The sequence below is a fragment of the Arthrobacter glycogeni genome (assembly GCF_054511155.1).
Map to the genome: position 1 here is coordinate 107470 of NZ_JBTNDE010000011.1, position 18118 is coordinate 125587.

The 18118-nt window shown below is 59.2% G+C and carries 12 protein-coding genes and 5 pseudogenes; 5 read left to right on the forward strand and 12 right to left on the reverse strand.

Annotated elements, in window-relative coordinates:
• Positions 1-68: 68 nt before the first annotated feature.
• Positions 69-839, reverse strand: coding sequence for a GAF and ANTAR domain-containing protein (locus tag ACX80O_RS09485; protein ID WP_459333289.1), 771 nt, complete (start codon positions 837-839; stop codon positions 69-71).
• 204 nt (positions 840-1043) lie between these two features.
• On the opposite strand from ACX80O_RS09485, the gene ACX80O_RS09490 reads away from it, so the two are divergent.
• Complete coding sequence (locus ACX80O_RS09490) at positions 1044-1895, forward strand: GAF domain-containing protein (RefSeq protein WP_459333290.1); 852 nt, start codon at positions 1044-1046, stop codon at positions 1893-1895.
• A gap of 70 nt (positions 1896-1965) precedes the next feature.
• Here the strand turns inward: ACX80O_RS09490 and ACX80O_RS09495 are convergent, their stop codons facing one another.
• Positions 1966-2469 carry a hypothetical protein gene (locus ACX80O_RS09495; protein WP_459333291.1) on the reverse strand — a complete coding sequence of 168 codons (504 nt, stop codon included), beginning with the start codon at positions 2467-2469 and terminating at the stop codon, positions 1966-1968.
• Between the two features lie 709 nt (positions 2470-3178).
• Here ACX80O_RS09495 and ACX80O_RS09500 point away from each other — a divergent pair.
• Positions 3179-3987: pseudogene (locus ACX80O_RS09500) on the forward strand (IS3 family transposase); the annotation flags it as partial.
• Between the two features lie 346 nt (positions 3988-4333).
• Here ACX80O_RS09500 and ACX80O_RS09505 read toward each other — a convergent pair.
• The 9 genes and pseudogenes from ACX80O_RS09505 to ACX80O_RS09545 form a co-directional block, all read right to left on the reverse strand.
• Positions 4334-5435, reverse strand: a pseudogene (locus ACX80O_RS09505) (ISL3 family transposase); the annotation flags it as partial.
• Positions 5431-5886: pseudogene (locus ACX80O_RS09510) on the reverse strand (helix-turn-helix domain-containing protein); the annotation flags it as partial. The pseudogenes ACX80O_RS09510 and ACX80O_RS09505, both read right to left, overlap by 5 nt.
• Positions 5887-6424: 538 nt before the next feature.
• Entirely contained in the window at positions 6425-6724 is a 300-nt protein-coding gene (locus ACX80O_RS09515) for an ASCH domain-containing protein (protein WP_459333292.1), read from the reverse strand.
• Positions 6725-6813: 89 nt separating this feature from the next.
• The gene (locus tag ACX80O_RS09520; protein WP_459333293.1) at positions 6814-8292 is read right to left on the reverse strand and encodes a mannitol dehydrogenase family protein; all 1479 of its coding nucleotides are present in this window, start codon (positions 8290-8292) and stop codon (positions 6814-6816) included.
• A 132-nt stretch (positions 8293-8424) separates the two neighbouring features.
• On the reverse strand, positions 8425-9090 hold the full coding sequence (locus ACX80O_RS09525) for a nucleoside/nucleotide kinase family protein (protein ID WP_459333294.1): 666 nt from the start codon (positions 9088-9090) through the stop codon (positions 8425-8427).
• Positions 9090-10139: an NAD(P)-dependent alcohol dehydrogenase gene (locus ACX80O_RS09530; RefSeq protein WP_459333295.1), complete on the reverse strand. Its 1050-nt coding sequence runs from the start codon at positions 10137-10139 to the stop codon at positions 9090-9092. Before ACX80O_RS09530 ends, ACX80O_RS09525 begins: the two co-directional genes overlap by 1 nt.
• 29 nt (positions 10140-10168) lie before the next feature.
• The gene (locus tag ACX80O_RS09535; RefSeq protein WP_459333296.1) at positions 10169-11068 is read right to left on the reverse strand and encodes a carbohydrate ABC transporter permease; all 900 of its coding nucleotides are present in this window, start codon (positions 11066-11068) and stop codon (positions 10169-10171) included.
• Positions 11065-12039, reverse strand: coding sequence for a carbohydrate ABC transporter permease (locus tag ACX80O_RS09540; protein ID WP_459333297.1), 975 nt, complete (start codon positions 12037-12039; stop codon positions 11065-11067). The genes ACX80O_RS09535 and ACX80O_RS09540 overlap by 4 nt, the downstream gene beginning before the upstream one ends.
• 73 nt (positions 12040-12112) lie before the next feature.
• Positions 12113-13474: an ABC transporter substrate-binding protein gene (locus ACX80O_RS09545; protein WP_459333298.1), complete on the reverse strand. Its 1362-nt coding sequence runs from the start codon at positions 13472-13474 to the stop codon at positions 12113-12115.
• A 346-nt stretch (positions 13475-13820) separates the two neighbouring features.
• On the opposite strand from ACX80O_RS09545, the gene ACX80O_RS09550 reads away from it, so the two are divergent.
• Together ACX80O_RS09550 and xylB are read left to right on the forward strand one after the other, a co-directional pair.
• Positions 13821-14783 (forward strand): sugar-binding transcriptional regulator, encoded by a 963-nt coding sequence (locus tag ACX80O_RS09550; RefSeq protein ID WP_459333299.1) that lies wholly within the window; start codon positions 13821-13823, stop codon positions 14781-14783.
• Entirely contained in the window at positions 14780-16180 is a 1401-nt protein-coding gene (gene xylB, locus ACX80O_RS09555; RefSeq protein ID WP_459333300.1) for a xylulokinase, read from the forward strand. The genes ACX80O_RS09550 and xylB overlap by 4 nt, the downstream gene beginning before the upstream one ends.
• A gap of 339 nt (positions 16181-16519) precedes the next feature.
• Here the strand turns inward: xylB and ACX80O_RS09560 are convergent.
• A pseudogene (locus tag ACX80O_RS09560) lies at positions 16520-16912 on the reverse strand (DUF6308 family protein); the annotation flags it as partial.
• A gap of 951 nt (positions 16913-17863) precedes the next feature.
• On the opposite strand from ACX80O_RS09560, the pseudogene ACX80O_RS09565 reads away from it, so the two are divergent.
• A pseudogene (locus ACX80O_RS09565) lies at positions 17864-18118 on the forward strand (IS30 family transposase); the annotation flags it as partial.

Sequence of the window (18118 nt, forward strand, 5' to 3'; positions counted from 1 at the left end):
ACCTGACCACCTATTTGGCTCAGCAAGGAACAATGAGCGTACCGAACCGTAAAGGAGCAGGCGGTAGTTCAGGGCACCGGTCCGAAATTCTGGGGACGGTCTTGGTCGTGGGCGGGGGTGAAGTGAGTGGTTGCCGGTACCGAATTAATCGATTGAACAATCTGTTCTGCCAGAGTGCGTAGTTTGAGGTGTTGTTGGCCGGCGGCCCGCCGGAGGACCTGGACCGCTTCGGCCTGGATGCAATGGTTCTGGGCAATGACAATCCCCACAGCAATGTCAATGTTGGTGCGTGAGTCCATGGCTGCATATAAATCCGCCGTCGAGTCCCGATATGCCGCTAGTTTCAAGGCTAGTTCAAGGCTGCTTGCGGCCTCACTGGCGTACTGCTCAAAACCTTCGATAACGTCCGGGCTGAAGACTCCGGGCTTGCGAGCATAGAGGTTAATCGCGGCCCCACCGTCCCTACCTATCATTACGGGCACGCCAAGGACCGAAGTGAACCCGCGGTCCCCGAGACCCTGAAGGCATTCCGACCACCGGGTATCTGTGCGGACATCTTCAACGAGAACGGTTTGGCCGGTCCCCGCAGCATTAAGACAAGGACCGTCGCCGTAATCGCTCTGGACCTTATTAAGTTCCGTGGCCTCGCCGCTGCTGCCGGCAGTCACAACCAGATCCCTGCGCTTGAGGGTAATCCCGCAAAGGACCTCGACCTCTGGCCCGAGGATTTTTGAGGCATGCAGGGCAAACGCTTCGAGGAACAGTTCGACGCTCCCGGACCGCAGAATCAGCTGCTGAAGCTGCGCTGCCACCGACCCATCACCCCGGCCTTCTGCCATGGCTTCAGTCTAGAGGCGGCAAGGGCACATGCTAAGGCGTACGGACCATATTTTCGCTGGCACAGCAAAAAAGCAAGGTTCCCCCTATCCGGGCTCACCCTCAGCTAGCCTTAGTGAGCTGGGGTATTCATTGATGTTGCAGCGGACCACGCGCCCGCATATCAAGAAGGCAACTGGTCCGACGAAGCGGGTTGAAGGTTATTCATGGATGCACAAACACAGCAGCAACTCACCGTCGCCGGTGCGACCCAGACCCGAATGAAACCGGCTCAGCTCTGGATCGAATACTTCGCCCGAGGCGGGTCACTGTCCCAGCTCGAGCTGGAAGCCTACCTGCTAGGCGTGGTGGTCATCCCCCCACTTGAACGCGACGTCGTTGCCCTCACCCTCAACGAGATTCTGCAGAACACCACCTCCCAGTACCGCGTCCCCTACAGCACCGACACTCACGTAACCAACACTGACAGCACAGGCCAAATCATCTCTGGCAGTCTCAATCAAGTGCAAGACATTGTGGACCAGGCACTGAGCGACTTGGGCGCCGCTGGCGTGTCCTTCCTCCTGCCTGGAGAGGCCGAATCCCAGCGACTGCGTGCTGTTGATCAGACCGGTCTGGTAGACACCGCCGCCGAAGAACGATTCGACCGGATTACCCGCCAGGCTCAAGAGCGCTTCGGCGTCAGTTCTGCGAGCGTGGCCCTAATCACCGACCGAAGGCAGTTCCTCAAATCAGTCGTCGGACCGCTCGGTCAGAACATCCCCCGAGACGTCGCGTTTTGCAATAGAACTATCCGCCGGGCAGGCCCGCTAATCATCAACGACACACTGGCCGATCCGCGATTCAAGAACAACCCACTCGTCACCGGCGAACCCCACATCCGCTTCTACGCCGGGTACCCAATATTCGGGACCAGAGGTTGGGCCATCGGCACCCTATGCATCATCGACCAAAACCCCCGAGACTTCTCCTTAGAGGACCAACAAGAACTCCAGACTCTGGCCTCAGCCGTCCAACACCAAATCGACATGCACGAGCAGCCAGGTGAGGACCGGTAAGCCGATCCTTGAGCGGACAGGGCCACCCCGTACCGCAATCGTCCGTGGCGTTGGTCAACGGCTTAGTTCCTTATGCTTTGGGCCGTCCACTTCTCGGCAGCAGGTCTAGGAGTTGCTGGGTGTGCCCGGTTAGCTCTACGGCTGCCAGCCCGGTGATGAGTTCCCTCAAGGGGACGGGCTGATCGACCAGGACTTCATTGTTGGACAGGAGCCTGCTGGGTACCATCGTGTCGAGTTCGGGCTCGCTCAGTGTGGGGCCGGCCAGGGTGCACAGTGCATCTGATTGGGCGCGGATGCGGTCGCGAAGTCCGGGGGTGCCGCCGGCCAGTGAGATGACGCGCCCTATTGTCCATGTATCCAGAGCGATGCGGTTGTCGTACGTCGTGTTGATCCCCGCGGCCACAGCTGAAATGACCGCGATGGTGGTTGCGTTCACGAGCGTGACGTGGGCAAGGATCTGCTCAGCATTCCATCCTCCGTCTGGCGGTGTGCAGGGCGATTCGCCTGCATCCGCCATGGCGGAGGTGGCGTCGAGCAGTGTCTGGTAGGCACTTCGAAGTCGGGAGGTGTCCATTGCGTCTCCGGCTTCCTATGGTCGTGGTGCACGTCGGGATGACCGGCAGTGTGGGTGTTCTACGTGTGCGCGGGTGACATGCCCCATGGCGCTTGTGAGAGTACCTCGCCCGTTCCAGAATCTCTCACGGCCAAGACTAGGGATGACGAGATCGCCACGGCAACGTCTTGCCCTCACGATATCGATCAGAAGCTGAGTGATCAGGTCGAGGAAGTGGCTCGGCTTCGGACTGCTGATCCGGGGCAGGAGAAGCAGAAGCTGATCCGCACGGCCGATGCGCTGAATCTGCCCGCACGTCACCTGTCCGGCCTCGACCGCCCCTTGGGTTCGGCTGTGCACGAGAGGCTCAAGGGCTTACGCGAGAGCGCGAAGGCAGCCCAGGAAGCGGCGGACGCAGCGTCTTTGACTACGTTCGGAGACGAGCCGCTCGCTGGCATTGGATCACCCATTTGGAAAGCGTTGTGGCAAGCGGCGGAGAAGTACTTGCGTGTCGTCTACCCGAACCACGACTTTCCGCACTCAGATGACGGAGCAGTCTGCGTCCTGTGCCAGCAGTCTCTCGACGGCGGAGGTGCGGCGCGCCTGAAGCGGTTTCACGAGTTCGTCTCGGACACAACGGCTCAGGACGCAGAGTCGGCCAAGAAGGCACTCGAAGCGTTCCTCACGACTCTCGGCCGGCAACCAGTCGAGAGCCAACCGGTGGCGGTCGCCATCGCGGCCCCGCTCCGCCACCGCGGCCCGCAGACAGGCACTGGCGGTGCGTATCCGGTACTTCTTCGAGGCAGCCGACGGGACGTACGGGTACCGGCGGATCCACGCCGACCTCGCCGCGGAAGGCATATTGTGTTCCCCGGAGCTGGTGCGCTCCATCATGCGCGCCGAGCCGCTAGTGCCGTGCCAGCCGCGCCCGTTCCGGGTCACCACCCACGCCGATGCCCAAGGTGCTGCCGCGGTCCCGGACCTGGTGAAACGGGACTTCACCGCAGACCGTCCGGGGGTGAAGTTCGTCGGGGACATCTAATGCCGACGTCGGCATAGGACATCACCTACATTCACACGTGGCAGGGATTCATCTACCTGGCCACCGTCATCGACTGTTATTCGAAGAAAGTCGTGGGCTGGTCCATCGCCGATCACATGCGCACCGACCTCGTCGCGGACGCCCTGAGCAACGCAGCCAAGACCACCCAGGTCGACGCAGATGCGATCTTCCACTCCGACCGCGGAAGCGTCTACACCTCGGCTATGTTCAGGGCCTTGGTCACCGGTCTGGGTATGCGTTCCTCGATGGGACGTACCGGGGTGTGCTGGGACAATAGCCTGGCCGAGAGCTTCTTCGGCGCCTTGAAAAACGAGCGGGTCCACCGAACCGTTTACGCCACCAAACAACAAGCAAAACGAGACGTCATCCGCTACATCGAGGGCTTCTACAACAGCCGCCGCCGGCATTCAGCCCCCGATTACCGCCGGCCCAACGACGTCCATTACAGTTACCAACAGCCAGCCATGGCAGCGTAGAGAAAACCACCACATCCGCTGTCCGAAACCACAGCAGCAGCTCAGATTGAAACCATTACGTCTCACTCGTTCGATCAAAGTATCTTCTAAGGAAGAAGTTTAAAAATGGTGGGAAGAATGCCTGCAAAAGTGTTTATATTCGGATTAGTGGCCGCAGTTATACTCACCGCAGTGGGGTTCCTGGTCCCGGGCTCAGTCGACATAGTGCGGTGGTTGATGCTAGCAACTGTGGGGGTTGCGATCTCCTACACTATTTACTTCAACCGAAAGAAGAAGGCAGACGAGTAACACATCATTCGAAATATCTTTAGTCCGAATCAGCCGGTGCTCCGTGTAAACCGGCTCTTCACAATGGAGGGTGTAGTTTCGGTCTGAATCCGCCGGATTCGAGTAGTGATCTGGCGACATAGTTGGTGAGGTTGCGGAAGCCGAGGGCGGAGCCGCGGAGGTGTTCGAGTCGTCCGTTGATTGCTTCGGTGGGTCCGTTGGACGTGCCGGGGCGGTCGAAGTAGGCCAGGATGTCGGGGGCTCGGCGTTTGAGGGTCCGTCCGAGGCTGATGGCCTCGGTCAATACGCTGGGAACGCCGTGGCTGACGGATTCGATCAGCTTGTTCATCAGCTCTCGGCCGGCGGAACGGGCCGGTTCGCGGTAAGCGGCGATCATCCGCTGGTAGATTCCCCAGGTCGCTTCGACCTCGACGTGCGCGTCGGCCGCGAACAGATCAGTGAGCCGGTCTTTTTGCTTATCGGTGTGCAAATCAGCTCCAGTATGCAGGGTCCGTCGTGCACGGTAGAGCGGGTCATCCTTGCGGCCACGGTGACCGTGGGTACGCTGCTGGATCCTACGCCGGCACCCATCGAGGGCGTCGCCTGCCAGACGGACCACATGGAACGGGTCCATCACCGCGGTAGCCTCGGGGAGCTCTTCGTTGGTGGCGGTCTTGAACCCGGTTGAAGCCGTCCATCGCGACGACTTCCACGTCCTGACGCCAGGATAAGTCGCGTTCGGCCAGCCAGTCCTTGAACACCTGTTTCGAGCGCCCTTCGACCATGTCCAGCAGCCGTGCCGGCCCGGTGCCGTCCCGGATCGGGGTCAGATCGATAATCACCGTCACGTATTTGTCGCCGCGGCGGGTATGCCGCCAGACGTGCTCATCGACGCCGATGACCTTCACCGCTGTGAACCGGCCCGGGGCATCGATGAGGACCCGTCTTCCCTCGGCCAAGACCGCGTCGTTCGCGGTGTTCCAGGACACGCCGAGGCCTTCAGCGATACGGGCGACGGTGAGGTGCTGACACACGATGCCTTCCAATGCCCATCGCAGCCCCCGGCGGGAAAGCTTCGCCCTCGGCTGGGCGGCCTTCGTCGTGTCTTGGCGCCACACATGCCCGCACCCGGTGCACCGGTACCGCCGGACCCGGATCAGCAACGTCGTCGGTCGCCACCCCAAACTTAGCCTGCACTAGATCAGCCAGTTCCGGGTCATCGAACTTACTGGCTTTTGGCCGCCGGCCCGATAGCTCTGCTCGTTTCTGGGCAGCGTACGGGGCGTATTTCACCTGGCTCGACCCTCGTTTCCGGACACCCGTGGGCGGGTTGTTCCGCTGTAGTTCGCGGCTGACCGTCGAAGGACACCTGCCTATCTCTCGGGCAATCGCCCTCACACCGTGCCCAGCCAGGTGCAGGTCTGCTATCCGCAATCGTTCCTCCAAACAGAGGTACCGGCCCGAAGGCTCAGGCTTAGCGCGAGGGATACGACCGCCGGTTGCCCGGCGCCAACGTTGTCCAGTTCGTCGATTCACGCCTACAGCATCACAGGCCGCGGTCAGCGTCGACCCCTGGGCTATCAATACCCAGAACCGTGCCTCCTGAACAATTCGTTCCTTCTTCGATGACATACACAACACCTCGCATCAATAGGGGGTGTTGCAACGACCGACTGAACTCACCATCCGCTTACGGACACCGTTTATAGGTGCCCGAGGACCTACCCGAAATTTGTAAAGAGCCCAGGCATCGGATTTCTCCTAATTAGGATGGCAACGATTAGTCAACGACCATCCCGGCCGGGGAATTTTTTAGATCATTGGTCAGATTGTCCAGGTTTGTTTCGTTCCGGCGTGCCTGGCGTCCACCCCAGCTAACGGCGTACTGCCCAGCCACCATGGTTAGCCCCACAACAAGGACAGCACCGACTAGTCCGACGTCATTTGAATAGAGCCACACAAGTAGACCGATAATTAGAAAAATTACCGTAGAGATCAAGAACCTTTTGATATTGATCCATCCCTTCAGGTCAAGCTAACGTCCAGTGACAACACGCAATTCTATCGAGGCGCTGTCCGAAGGTTGCATGAAGTCGGACGTCGATGGTTTGACGCGTCCGCCTTGCGGGAAGCAGTGCATGCCCTGCGGCGTTCTCAGCAAATTTTAGCGCTAATCCTCTTTGCCAAGCTCGGCACGCATCTCGTTGCTGCACCAAAAGCGGGTGTGTACCACGCGCCATTCGGCCACTGATGCGTAGTCTTCACCCTCGGTCACAGCATGAGTTGGCGGCACGTCGCGCAACTGGACAACGTCTACAGCAGTGGTCTCGATGACAAAAAGCCTCTCCCGGTTCGAGTCAATCACCGATCCCATGAACTCGACGAACGGCAGGGGATCACCGCTAACTTCGTACTCACGCAGCAGCGAGCTCGTCAAGTTTTTGGCGCCCGACTCGACCGCGGCTACCAACTTTTCGAGCAGAGGACCGAACTAGGCTTACCGCTCGGTGAATCGATTCGCATACACCCCTGCCGTGCCACCCTTACGAGATACCGAGATTAAGGCTTGGCTTTCAGTAATCGAAGGGTATCGGTGGCTCCATGTTCATGGAGGTTCGCCAGAGCACTGGAGTAAGCCGTTGCAAACCTCCCGTCATCGATGAGGTCTCCGAAGAGTTCGCGGTTTGAGATGAAGGAGAGCGGGTCGTGCTGCTGTTTCGCTGCTGCGGCCATGAGGGTGTTTTTCAGGCGGTCGACCACCTCGATGGGGTTGCCTTGCTCGTCGGTGCCTTCGTCATAGCGGGCCCAGCTTGCCACGATGGCTGCGGACCGTTGGATTTCGCCGCCGTTTTGGAGGTTGATACGAATCACGGGTAGGAGCCATTTGGGGATTCGGTCTGAGCTTTCGGCGCACAGGCGGGCTAGGGTGTCGCGCACGTATTCGTTCGAGAAACGTTCGATGAGGGTGTGCTTGTAGCTGACGAGGTCGATGCCGGGCACTGGCTGCAGTGTCGGGGTTGCTTCCTTGTCCATGTAGTCGAGTAGGAACTGAGCGAACAAAGGGTCCTGACAGACCTCATGGGCGTAACGGTAGCCAGCGAGATAACCTAGATAACACATGCCTTGGTGACTTGCGTTGAGCAAGCGAAGCTTCATCAGTTCGTAGGGTTCCACGTCCTCGACTAGCTGGATCCCAACTTCTTCGAAGGGTGGGCGGCCCAAACTGAAGTGGTCTTCCAGAACCCATTGCTCGAATGGTTCACACACGACTGGCCAGGCATCCTCCACTCCGAACTCTTCCCTGATGGCAATGCGGTCCTCATCGGTGGTAACCGGTGTGATCCGATCCACCATGCTGTTCGGAAATGGAACGTTTTCTTTGATCCAGGCTCCCAGTTCCGCATTTTTGAGAGTTGCATAGGCAGTGAACATCTTGAGAGCGACGTCTCCGTTCCCCTGAATGTTGTCACAGGACATTACTGTGAAAGGCTCCAGGCCCCGATCGCGGCGACGGACGAGGGCCTCGATGACTAAGCCGAAGGTTGTCCGCGGGGTTGCTCCGGGCTTCAGATCGTGGACGACGTCCAGGTTCTCGGCGTTAAAATCTCCAGTGACGTGATGGAAGTTGTATCCTCCCTCCGTGACCGTGAGCGAGACAATACGGACGGCGGCGGAGGCCATCTTCTCGATGACAGCTTCGGGGTTGTCCGGGGCAAAAAGGTATTCAATTATTGAGCCGATTACGCGGCCTTCCCGTGAGCCGTCCGGATTTTTCACCACGAGGGTATAGAGGCAATCCTGCCTGTCCATGACCTGCTTCATACGTGCGTCGCCGGGCAGCACCCCGACGCCGCAGATTGCCCAGTCCAGTGCGCGACCGTCGTTCATCAGACGGTCCAAATACATTGCCTGGTGAGCGCGGTGAAAGCCACCGACACCGAAGTGGACAATTCCTGTCGTTAGGGTAGAGCGGTCGTAGGAGGGTTTGGCTAAGCCATCAGAGAGCTTGGGAAGATTTGAACCGTTGAGGGGTTGCATGTGATTGACCTTCTGGAGTGTGTTGGAAAGAGACGGAATGCATGGATACAAGGACGATGGGCCAGCATCTTCGCGGGGAAATTGGCGGCCGTATTTCTGTTGCTGTGGGTATCCGACGTGCTTGTGATGGGGTTAGGACCATGGGATCACTCGCCCTGCAGCAGACCGGGTGGCTTCGATAAGTCGAGTGTTGGCCTCGTCAGATTCGGCCACCCACGCTTCCGCCGCGGAACGGTCCTTTCCGAAAAGAACGTGCCGATCCACGAGTCGGGACCGGCGCAGTTCTGGGTGCGTGTCCACAAACCACACCTCGTCTAGCTGCGTTCGCACTTGCTGCCATTGGGTCTCCTTTGCTAGCAGGTAGTTGCCTTCAGTGATGACGAGCGGCACTTCTACCGGAACTGCAATAGAAGCGGCCACGGGTTCGTCAATAGAGCGGCGGAAATCGGGCGCGTAAACCACTGGCTCGTCCCGCCGAGTCAGGCGCTGCAGCAGTGAAAGATAACCGCCAAGATCGAACGTGTCGATGGCGCCTTTGCGTGTCTTTAGCGGTGTCCCGTCAATGATTGCGTTACCGAGGTGAAAGCCGTCCATGGGGACCACCACTGCGGATTCGGTGCCAAAAATTTTTTGGAGGCAGGCGGACAAGGTCGACTTTCCTGAGCCGGGTGCTCCCACTATGCCGAGGATCGTCCGGTTCCCTGTGGCGAGGCGGAAGCGAAGCTGTGCTACGGCTTGCTGTGCTTCCGGCGACTGGAGGTTCCTCATGCCCAGCTGCTCGGCATCGGTCGGATTCATTAGCGGCCAGGGTAAACAATGGCCTTCAGCTGTCCGGGTTGTTGTCCCGCCCTGAGGGCTGCTTCCGCATTGTTAAGCCCGAAGCGGCCGGTGACAAGTACGTCCAGGTCAACTTTTCCGTCGGCTACGAGTTGGATGCCCAGGGGCCAGGTGTTGGCGTAGCGGAACACACCCGACAACCAGATTTCCTGGTTCTGGATATAGGACACGGGCAGCTCGACGTCATCTGAGCCCAGACCTACGAGGATCACCCGGCCGGCCGGACGGACTGCTTTGATTCCGGAGCGGACTGCCTGGGCTGCGCCTGAGGCGTCGATGAACGCATCGACGCCGGGCCCTTCGACGGTGTCCGTACGGGCGTCAAGGGCGTGGGTTGCCCCGTGCTTGAGCGCAAACGCCAGCCGGTCGGGGGAAATATCGCTGATGTGGATTTCGGTGGCGCCGAAAGCGCGGGCGGTCTGGGCCGCAATGATTCCGATAGGGCCTGCGCCGGCGATAAGGACACGGCTTCCCGGCCCGACATTCGCCCGTTGACATGCCCAGATACCTACCGACAGTGGTTCGATCAGTGCAGCGGCTTCATCGCTGACGTGGTCGGGGATCGGATGTGCGAAGTCCGACTGGATCGCCACGTACTCAGTGAAGGCGCCGTTGATAGGGGGAGTTGCATAAAACTCGATGTCCGGGCAGAGGTTGTAGCGGCCCGCTTTGCACTGGGCGCAGACGCGGCACGGGCGCTGGGGCTCGACCGCGACTCTCTCTGTGAGGCGTGATTCGTTGACCTTGTTGCCGACGGCGACGATCTTGCCGGAGAGTTCGTGCCCAAGGATGAGCGGGTGATTAACGACGTAGCTTCCGATGCGCCCATGTTCGTAATAGTGCACGTCACTACCGCAGACGCCGACGGCGGCGACCTGGACGAGGACTTGATCGTCTTCCAGCAGGGGCACGGGGACGGTTTGCACACTGATGTCGCCTTGGCGCTTCAGGATGGATGCACGCATCGTCAGGGGTAGTTTGGCGGGGGTTTCCTTGACGCTGGTTGTCATGGAACTGTCCTTTCAAAGGCGGATAAGTGTTATTTCACAGCGCCAAGGGAAAGACCCTGGACGAGCTTGTCCTGGGCTGCGAAGCCTGCAAGCAGCACGGGAAGCGAAATGATCACGGCGGCGGTGCAGACCTTGGCAAGGAACAACCCCTGGCTGGAGACGAAGCTAGTAAGGAACACCGGTGCGGTACCGGCGACGACGCCGGTGAGCACTCGGGCCAGCAATAGTTCATTCCAGCTGAAGATGAAGCAGATCAGCGCGGTCGCGGCGATACCGGGCATGGCGACGGGTGCTACTACTGTGTGAAGGATACGCAGGAGTCCGGCTCCGTCGATTTGTGCTGCCTCAAGCATTTCGACCGGTACCTCGGCGAGGAAGGAGCGCATCATCCAGACCGCGATGGGCAGGTTCATGGAGGTGTAGAGGAGGACCAGGAACCAGATGTTGTCTAGGACACCGAAATTTCGGGCGAACAGGAACAGCGGGAGCAGCGCGGCGACGATGGGCAGCATTTTTGTGGAGAGAAAGAAGAACATGACGTCGGTCCATTTGCGGACAGGCCGGATGGATAGAGCGTAGGCGGCTGGAATCGCAAGGACCAGCACGAGGATGGTTGAGGTGACGGACGCCGTTGCCGAGTTGATCAGTGGTGGCCACGGGTCCAGCCCTGAGGCTGCCGAGAAGAAGTCCCGGTAGGAGTCTAGTGTGAGGTCAGCCGCGAGCGATGGGGGGTTGGTTGCCGCGTCCACTTCTGAATGGAAGGAAGTGAGAACCATCCACAGCACAGGGATTGCGAAGATGAAGGCTGCAATCCATGCAAGTAAGCCTGCGACAGTGTTGTTTCTTGATGGGTCCAACCTGGACTTGCGTTTTCGTCCGAGGAATCGTGGACCAGCGTGTTCGGTCCTGGTGGGGGTCAGAGCGGTCATCGGGACTCCTCCTTTTGAAAAAGCGTGAACACGGTACGCAGGGCAAGCGTGGCGACGATGATTGTCCCGATGACGGTGACGACACCCGTGGCCGAAGCTAGGCCGTATTCATTCGCGATGTAGAACGTCTGGTAAATGGAGTACGGCAGGTTCGCCGTACCAAGCCCACCGGAGGTGAGGGTAAAGACGGCGTCGAAATTCTGGACAATGTAGATCGTTCCGAGTAGCCCGCCGAGTTCAAGGTACTGTCGCAGATGCGGCAAGGTCAGAAATCTGAACACTTGAAATGGTGTGGCGCCGTCTATTTCGGCAGCCTCGACGACGTCCATTGGCCGGGACTGCAGTCCGGCGAGGAGTATCAGCATCATGAAGGGCGTCCACTGCCAGATAAGGGAGGCCTCCACCGCCAGTAGGGGTGCCTGGGACAAGATCTCGGGTTGCGGCGGGCTATCGCTGCCGAACAGCGACCAGATCCAGTTGAGCGTCCCGTTAACGAGCCCGTATGTAGGGTTCAGCAGCGCGTGTTTCCAGATCAACGCTGCTGCAACCGGGACCACCAGGAACGGCGCGATGAGCAGCGTCCGCACGATCCCGCGACCAATGAACTTCTTGTCGAGCAACAGTGCCAGGACTAACCCTAGGACGAGGGACACCAGCACCACAGTGGCGGTGAGGATGATGGTGGTGAGAATGGACTGTTGAAGATCCGCATCCGTCAGTACGCTCACATAGTTGTCAAAGCCTGCGAAACTTGTTTCGTTGGGTCGAAGACTGTTCCAGTTCATAAACGAGATGACAAGCGCTGCCACGAAAGGCAGCTGTGTCACCACGATGAGGAAGATCAGCGCTGGCAGGAGGGGAGCCCGGCGGGACCAGTCCGATGTCCGCTGGCGGCGCTTGGCATTATTGGTTTTCAAGTTTTCCGAGGGTTTGGGCGCAGGTTGGGTTGTTGATGCTGTCGTGGAAGCCATAAACGTCTCCTACCGGCTGGCGTTCCCTCATCAACCGTGGTCGATGAGGGAACGCCAGCCGGTCGCTAGTGTTCTAGTTGTCTTTGTACTCGTCGCCAACGGCCTGGGCCGCTTCCTGGCCCTTGGTGAGGGCTTCCTCGACCGTTTGCTGACCGGCGATCACGGCGCTGATGTCTTGCGAGACGGTGGTACCAAGATCAGCGAACTCCGGGATGCCGACAAATTGGATACCTATGGCCGGGCGTTCCTGGACGCCGGGATTCTTCGGATCAGCGTTCTCAATTGCAGAGCGTTCGGCTTCAAAGAATGGGGCCGATGCCTGGTATTCTTCGTTCTCGTAGGTGGAGATGCGCTTGCCTGAGGGAACCTTGGCCCAGCCAAGTTCCTCGGCCACCAATTCCTCATATTCCTGTGAGCTAGCCCAGGAAATGAACTCCCACGCGGCATCCTGCTTATCCGATGCGGCCTGAATCCCCCAAGACCAGGTCCAGAGCCAACCGGAATAATCCGTCTCCTTGACCGGTGCTGGTGCGTAGCCGATTTTGCCCGCAACGGGTGAACCCTCAGCCTCGAGGGCACCAGCGGCCGAAGTGGCGTCGTACCACATGGCGGTGTTGCCCTGCGTCATGTTGTTGAGGCACTCTGTGAAACCTGCCTGAGCTGCTCCTGCCTCTCCGTGATCCTTGACCAAATCCGTGTAGAACTGGACTGCTTCGGTGAACTCGGGGGAATCGACCTGTGCGTTCCAGTCCTTATCGAACCAGGTGCCGCCGAAGGTGTTCACCACGGAGGTTAGCGGTGCGAAGACTTGGCCCCAGCCCGGTTGCCCGCGCAGGCAGATACCCTTCATATCGGCCTCGGCTTCGTCCACTTGGGCTGCGAGCTCGGCAACCTCATCCCAGGTGGGGTTTTCCGGCATGGTGAGTCCGGCAGCTTCAAAAACGTCCGTTCGGTACATCAGGAAGGAGGATTCACCGTAGAACGGTTCACCGTAGAGCTTGCCATCCTCACCCGTGAGTGATTCGGTGTAGGCCGGGAGGATGTCGTCCTGGTTGAAGTCTTCGTCTGCGGCCACGTACTCGTCGAGCGGGGCGAGCCAACCATTCGCGGAATAGAAGGGGATCTCGTAGTTGGACAGTGAGGCAACGTCGTATTGTCCGGCCTGCGCGGAGAATTCCTGGCTGATATTCGCCCGGACATCATTCTCGGGCAGAGTTGTGTAATTGACGGTGATGCCGGTCTCCGCGGTGAAATTGTCCGCAGTGAGACGCTGGAGATCCTCCATCTGTGGGTTATTCACCATAAGCACATTGATGCTCTGAGCGTCGCCGGACTCACCGCCGCCTCCGCCGCCAGCTCCAGAACAGGCAGACAGGGCCAGGACAACAGGAATAGTGCCAGCCGCGACTGCGGCCAAACGGGACTTGGGTCGCATTAAGGACTCCTTCGTTCTCATCAGATCGGGATACCGCTGGGTCTTCTTTTTCAGCGTTCGGGCCGGCACTACTGCCGAACCGTACGACATTCCTTTGGCAGAAAGACCCGGAGCGCGTGCTCCTGACCTTCCCTCAAATACATCCAACAGCCACTCATAAACGCTTGCGCACTCGTCTCTAGGCTTCTGTGCAAATGCCCGACACCCAACCATTTCCGGGCGTCACTGTCCGGGTTCGACAATTGTGTGCACATCTGAGCGGCTCGCGAGTGCTCATGTGTTAAGTGACTATAGTCACCTATACTCGTTTGAGCAAGGGGTTCTGCTCAAACGGTAGAACGAGGGAATGGAGAGTGACGTGCGCAACCAATCGCAAGGGGAGTTACTGGCTCGCATCGGGCGGGAGTACTATCTCGAAAACCGCCCCAAAGTCGATATAGCAGCTAGTTACGGTCTATCACGCTTCCAAGTCGCGCGCCTGCTAACTGAGGCCCGCGAAAGCGGCATCGTGGAGATTACGGTTCACTTCCCTTCTCACATCTCGGCCACAGATCTGAAGCGGATTGAGACCTCACTGAACGTCGGCCAGGTCATCGTCGTGGACACTGCGACCGACGAAATCCGGGCTCGCGAAATACTGGCCAAGTCCGCGGCAAAAGAGATTTCACGGCAAGCCCCAGAAGGCGGAACCTTGGGTATCTCCTGGTCCCGCACCCTCGACCTTGCCTCACGTCACATCGTTGAGCTTCCTCGATGTGACATCGTTCAGCTCGCGGGCGCCTTACCGGCCGCGGCAAAAGGCAATCCGCTGGAGCTCATTCAGCGCCTGGGACACCTGAGCGGAGGAGTGACCTGGCCCCTGTGGTCACCACTAGTGGTGGAGGACCCGTCAACAGCAGCGGAGCTGCTGCGTCAGCCGGAGATTGCCGGTGCCTTGTCCAAGGCGGACTCCCTGGATTTGGCGGTCGTGGCAATCGGCGCATGGAAGTCCGGTGCCTCCACCGTCTGGGACCGCGTGAATCCGGAGGTGCGCCAAAGCGCCATGTTGGCAGGCGCTGTTGCGGAATGTTCCGGGCGGCTATTGAATTCAAAGGGAGTTCCGGTCGAGTCCGGGCTGGACGAGCGCATCATTGCCGTCACAATTAAACAGCTTCAGCAAACCCCACGAGTGATTGCCATTGCCCAGGGAATAGCGCGCGCGGAAGCAGTGCGTGCCGTAGCCCTGGCAGGCTTTGTCACCACGCTAATCGTCGATGAGCCTCTTGCTAAAGCTCTGAATGACCTAACCGAAGAGGAAGAGAATCAATGAGCATCGTCATCGGAGTGGACTCCTCCACCCAGTCCTGCAAAGTTCTTACTGTAGACGCACAAAGCGGCACGGTCATTTCCTCGGCATCCGCAGCCCATCCCGACCGCACATCGGTGAACCCCGAGGTCTGGACATCAGCCCTGCACGATGCATGGCACGAAGCCGGCGCAGACAGCCTGGGAGAGTCGGTCGCTGGTGTAAGCATCGCCGCCCAACAGCACGGAATGGTCGCACTCGACAGTTCCGGAACACCCGTGTACGACGCCCTGTTATGGAACGACATCCGCAGCGCAGCGGACGCAGCGCACCTCCGGGATGAACTGGGACCCGAAGCGTGGATCGACGCCGTCGGCCTCGTCCCGGTTGCTTCGTTCACCATCACAAAACTGGCCTGGCTGGCACGCAATGAACCGGACGCAGCGAACCGGGTCGACCAAGTTGTGCTCCCTCACGACTGGCTCAACGGCGCCATGAGCGGCGAGCTGACCACCGACCGAAGTGACGCCTCAGGCACCGGCTATTTCTCCGCCGCGACCAACACGTACCGCCCTGACTTGTTGAAACGCTTCTTTGGGCGCACCCTGAAGCTTCCCCGCATCGTGCCCTCCGACGAACCAGCTGGAATTGTGAGAAACGGGTGGGGTATCGACGGTGCTGTACTCGGCGCCGGTGCTGGCGATAACGCTGCGGCTGGCCTTGGATTAGGCGTTCAGCCTGGCGAAATTGTCGTATCGATCGGCACCTCCGGGACCGTATTCACCACATCGACTTCTGCTGTCCGTGACCCTCAGGGTGCGATTGCCGGTTTCGCGGACGCCACAGGCAACCATCTCCCCTTGATAGCCATGCTCAACTCCGCCCGGGTCATGGCAGCTACCGCATCAATGCTTGGCACCGATCTCCCGACTCTCGACAGGCTCGCCCTGGAAGCCCGTCAGGATGCAGGAGGGCTTACATTCCTTCCCTACCTAGACGGAGAGCGAAGCCCCAACCTTCCCCACGCAACTGGATCTTTGACCGGACTCAGCAGAAGCAACATGACCCCCCAGAACCTCGCCCGCGCCTCAGTGCTGGGTGTACTCAATTCACTAGCCGATGCCATCGACCTTCTCAAACGATCCGGTGTAGTCCCGAATAAGGTACTGCTGATCGGCGGAGGCTCGAAGTCACACGCAATTCGCCAAGCCGCAGCCAGCATTTTCGGGGTGCCCGTCGAAGTCCCGACAACGAAAGAATATGTGGCCCTAGGAGCTGCGAAGCAAGCCGCATGGGCAGCCTCCGGGAGTTGTCCCGACTGGCAGCGGAGTGTCGAAGCCGCTTACGAGCCCGAAGGCGACTGGGGCGCGGAAGCACGGGCACGCTACGTCGACGCCCGCGAGAACGCTTTTGGAGTCTGAACCAATCGCCAACGAGCAAGCCCCCTCAACACCAGCGAACCCGTATTGTTTTTAAGTTTTCGATGCCCAATGTGCGCCGGGCAGCAGAATGCGTGATCTTAGATTCCGAGCTGCACTTCCATTGGTGATTAGATTTGTCAACATTTAGTGAAATGAAGTTTTCGAAGTGAAGCACAAAGGGCTTCGCGGAATCGTCGGACACGGTCCCGGAGTTCACTCCATCCTCTCTGTCGACAATCTTCAGCCAGCGGTGCAAAGCCGCAGGTGAAAGACCGAAATCCTTCGCGATCTGAATAATGGGCGCTTCGCCATGTTGTCATCGAAAAGAGGAAGGAGCGCCGGTTTTTTGCGGTGAAGTACTTTCGACAACGTGGTCAGCTGTACATACTTCGTCGGGTGCTCCTCGATGACGTTGAACAAGGACACGATTGCATCCAGTGCACCGGCACTTGTAGAAGCAAAATCTCCCGTGAGTGCAGGGGTGTTAAGCCGATCGTTCAAGAGCGGAAGCAGCGTTTCGAGACCATAGTAAACAGGTAAGGGATTGTTCGACACATTCAGCAAAGCGATGGCGAGCAGGTCCTGCTTCCCGACCGATATCCCGGGCGATCCCGGGTAGTCGTCATACGCCGGGTAGGCCGAGGTTCCAGGACGGCCCACCAGATACCTATACGCCCACTCCTTAGCTTGCTCGAAGTCGATGGCTCTTCCGCCTACTTTTAGCTGTGTCATGGCCCTGACAATAGCCCAAGTCAATCTCTCAGGATCCTCACGGCCGCGGACTGCGGCCGGTACAGCACCAAATCTCAAGCAATGTCCTGTTCTCGCATCAGATGCAACTCGACATCGTATAACGCCGATAACACCCTGTTACGTCACCCAGAATCCCGACATGGCGCTCCGCTATGTGGAAAGTGGTTACGGTTTGGCGTCGCCACTTGGGTTTACTTCCTCGTGGCTGCCGAGACTGGCCGGTCTGCCAGGATTATGCCTATGCGTTCGGTCGAAGCAAACCAGGAGAGCAATAGCGGATCGATTGCCCCGATTACTGTCCGCATGTTCACTAGCTGAGCCTGAACGTTGCTATTAATCAAAGGCTCCAAGTGGGCGACGCGGTTTCTGAGGCGGTAGACGCCTTCTACTGCTCGCTCCAGTTGGTGTGGTGTCCTTGTCAGGTAGGGGAAGGCTTCGTGGAGTGCTTCATCCCATAGCCGTTGCTTACCTGCGTCGCGGCGTCCAGGGAGGATGAACCGCCATGTGCCTATGTGTCGGTGACGGTCGAAAATTGAGCCGTTGTGACGGCTTGGCGTCTAGCGGTCGTTGCAACACCTGACTACAAGGAGTTGCGACTATGGCCGTGATGAAACGAGCTCGAAGGGCTCGGGGAGCACCTCCGAAGAACGCCGCGCGCGCTCATTATGATCAGCTGATGAGACAGGGAATGGGCAATTCTGAAGCCTGTCGGATCGTCGGGATCAGCCGGAGTTCGGGAACGCGGTGGCGGCACGGGCACACCGCCATCTCAAAGACAGGGGTGGTCACGAAGTACCCGCCGATCTCACGGCGAAAACCATCGGTCATCTCCGTCCGTTTCCTCTCGGAGACGGAGCGAATCACTATCGCGGACCTGCTCCACGCCCGGCGCAGTGATCGAGCCATTGCAGGGAGCTCGGGCGTAGTCCGTCGACCGTGAGCCGAGAGATCCGACGGAATACCCACCATCCCTCCGGCAACTACCGGCCGCGGACAGCCCAGCGCAGCGCCGAACGCAGGCGGAGCCGTCCACGGGTCGGGAAGATCGCCGCCAGCGCAGAGTTGACAGAGTTTGTGAGGACCCACCTCCTCGAACGCTGGAGTCCACGCCAGATCAGCAACCGGCTCCAGTCCGAGTTCCCCGGCCGCACCGAGATGCAGGTCGTCCCCGAAACCGTCTACCAA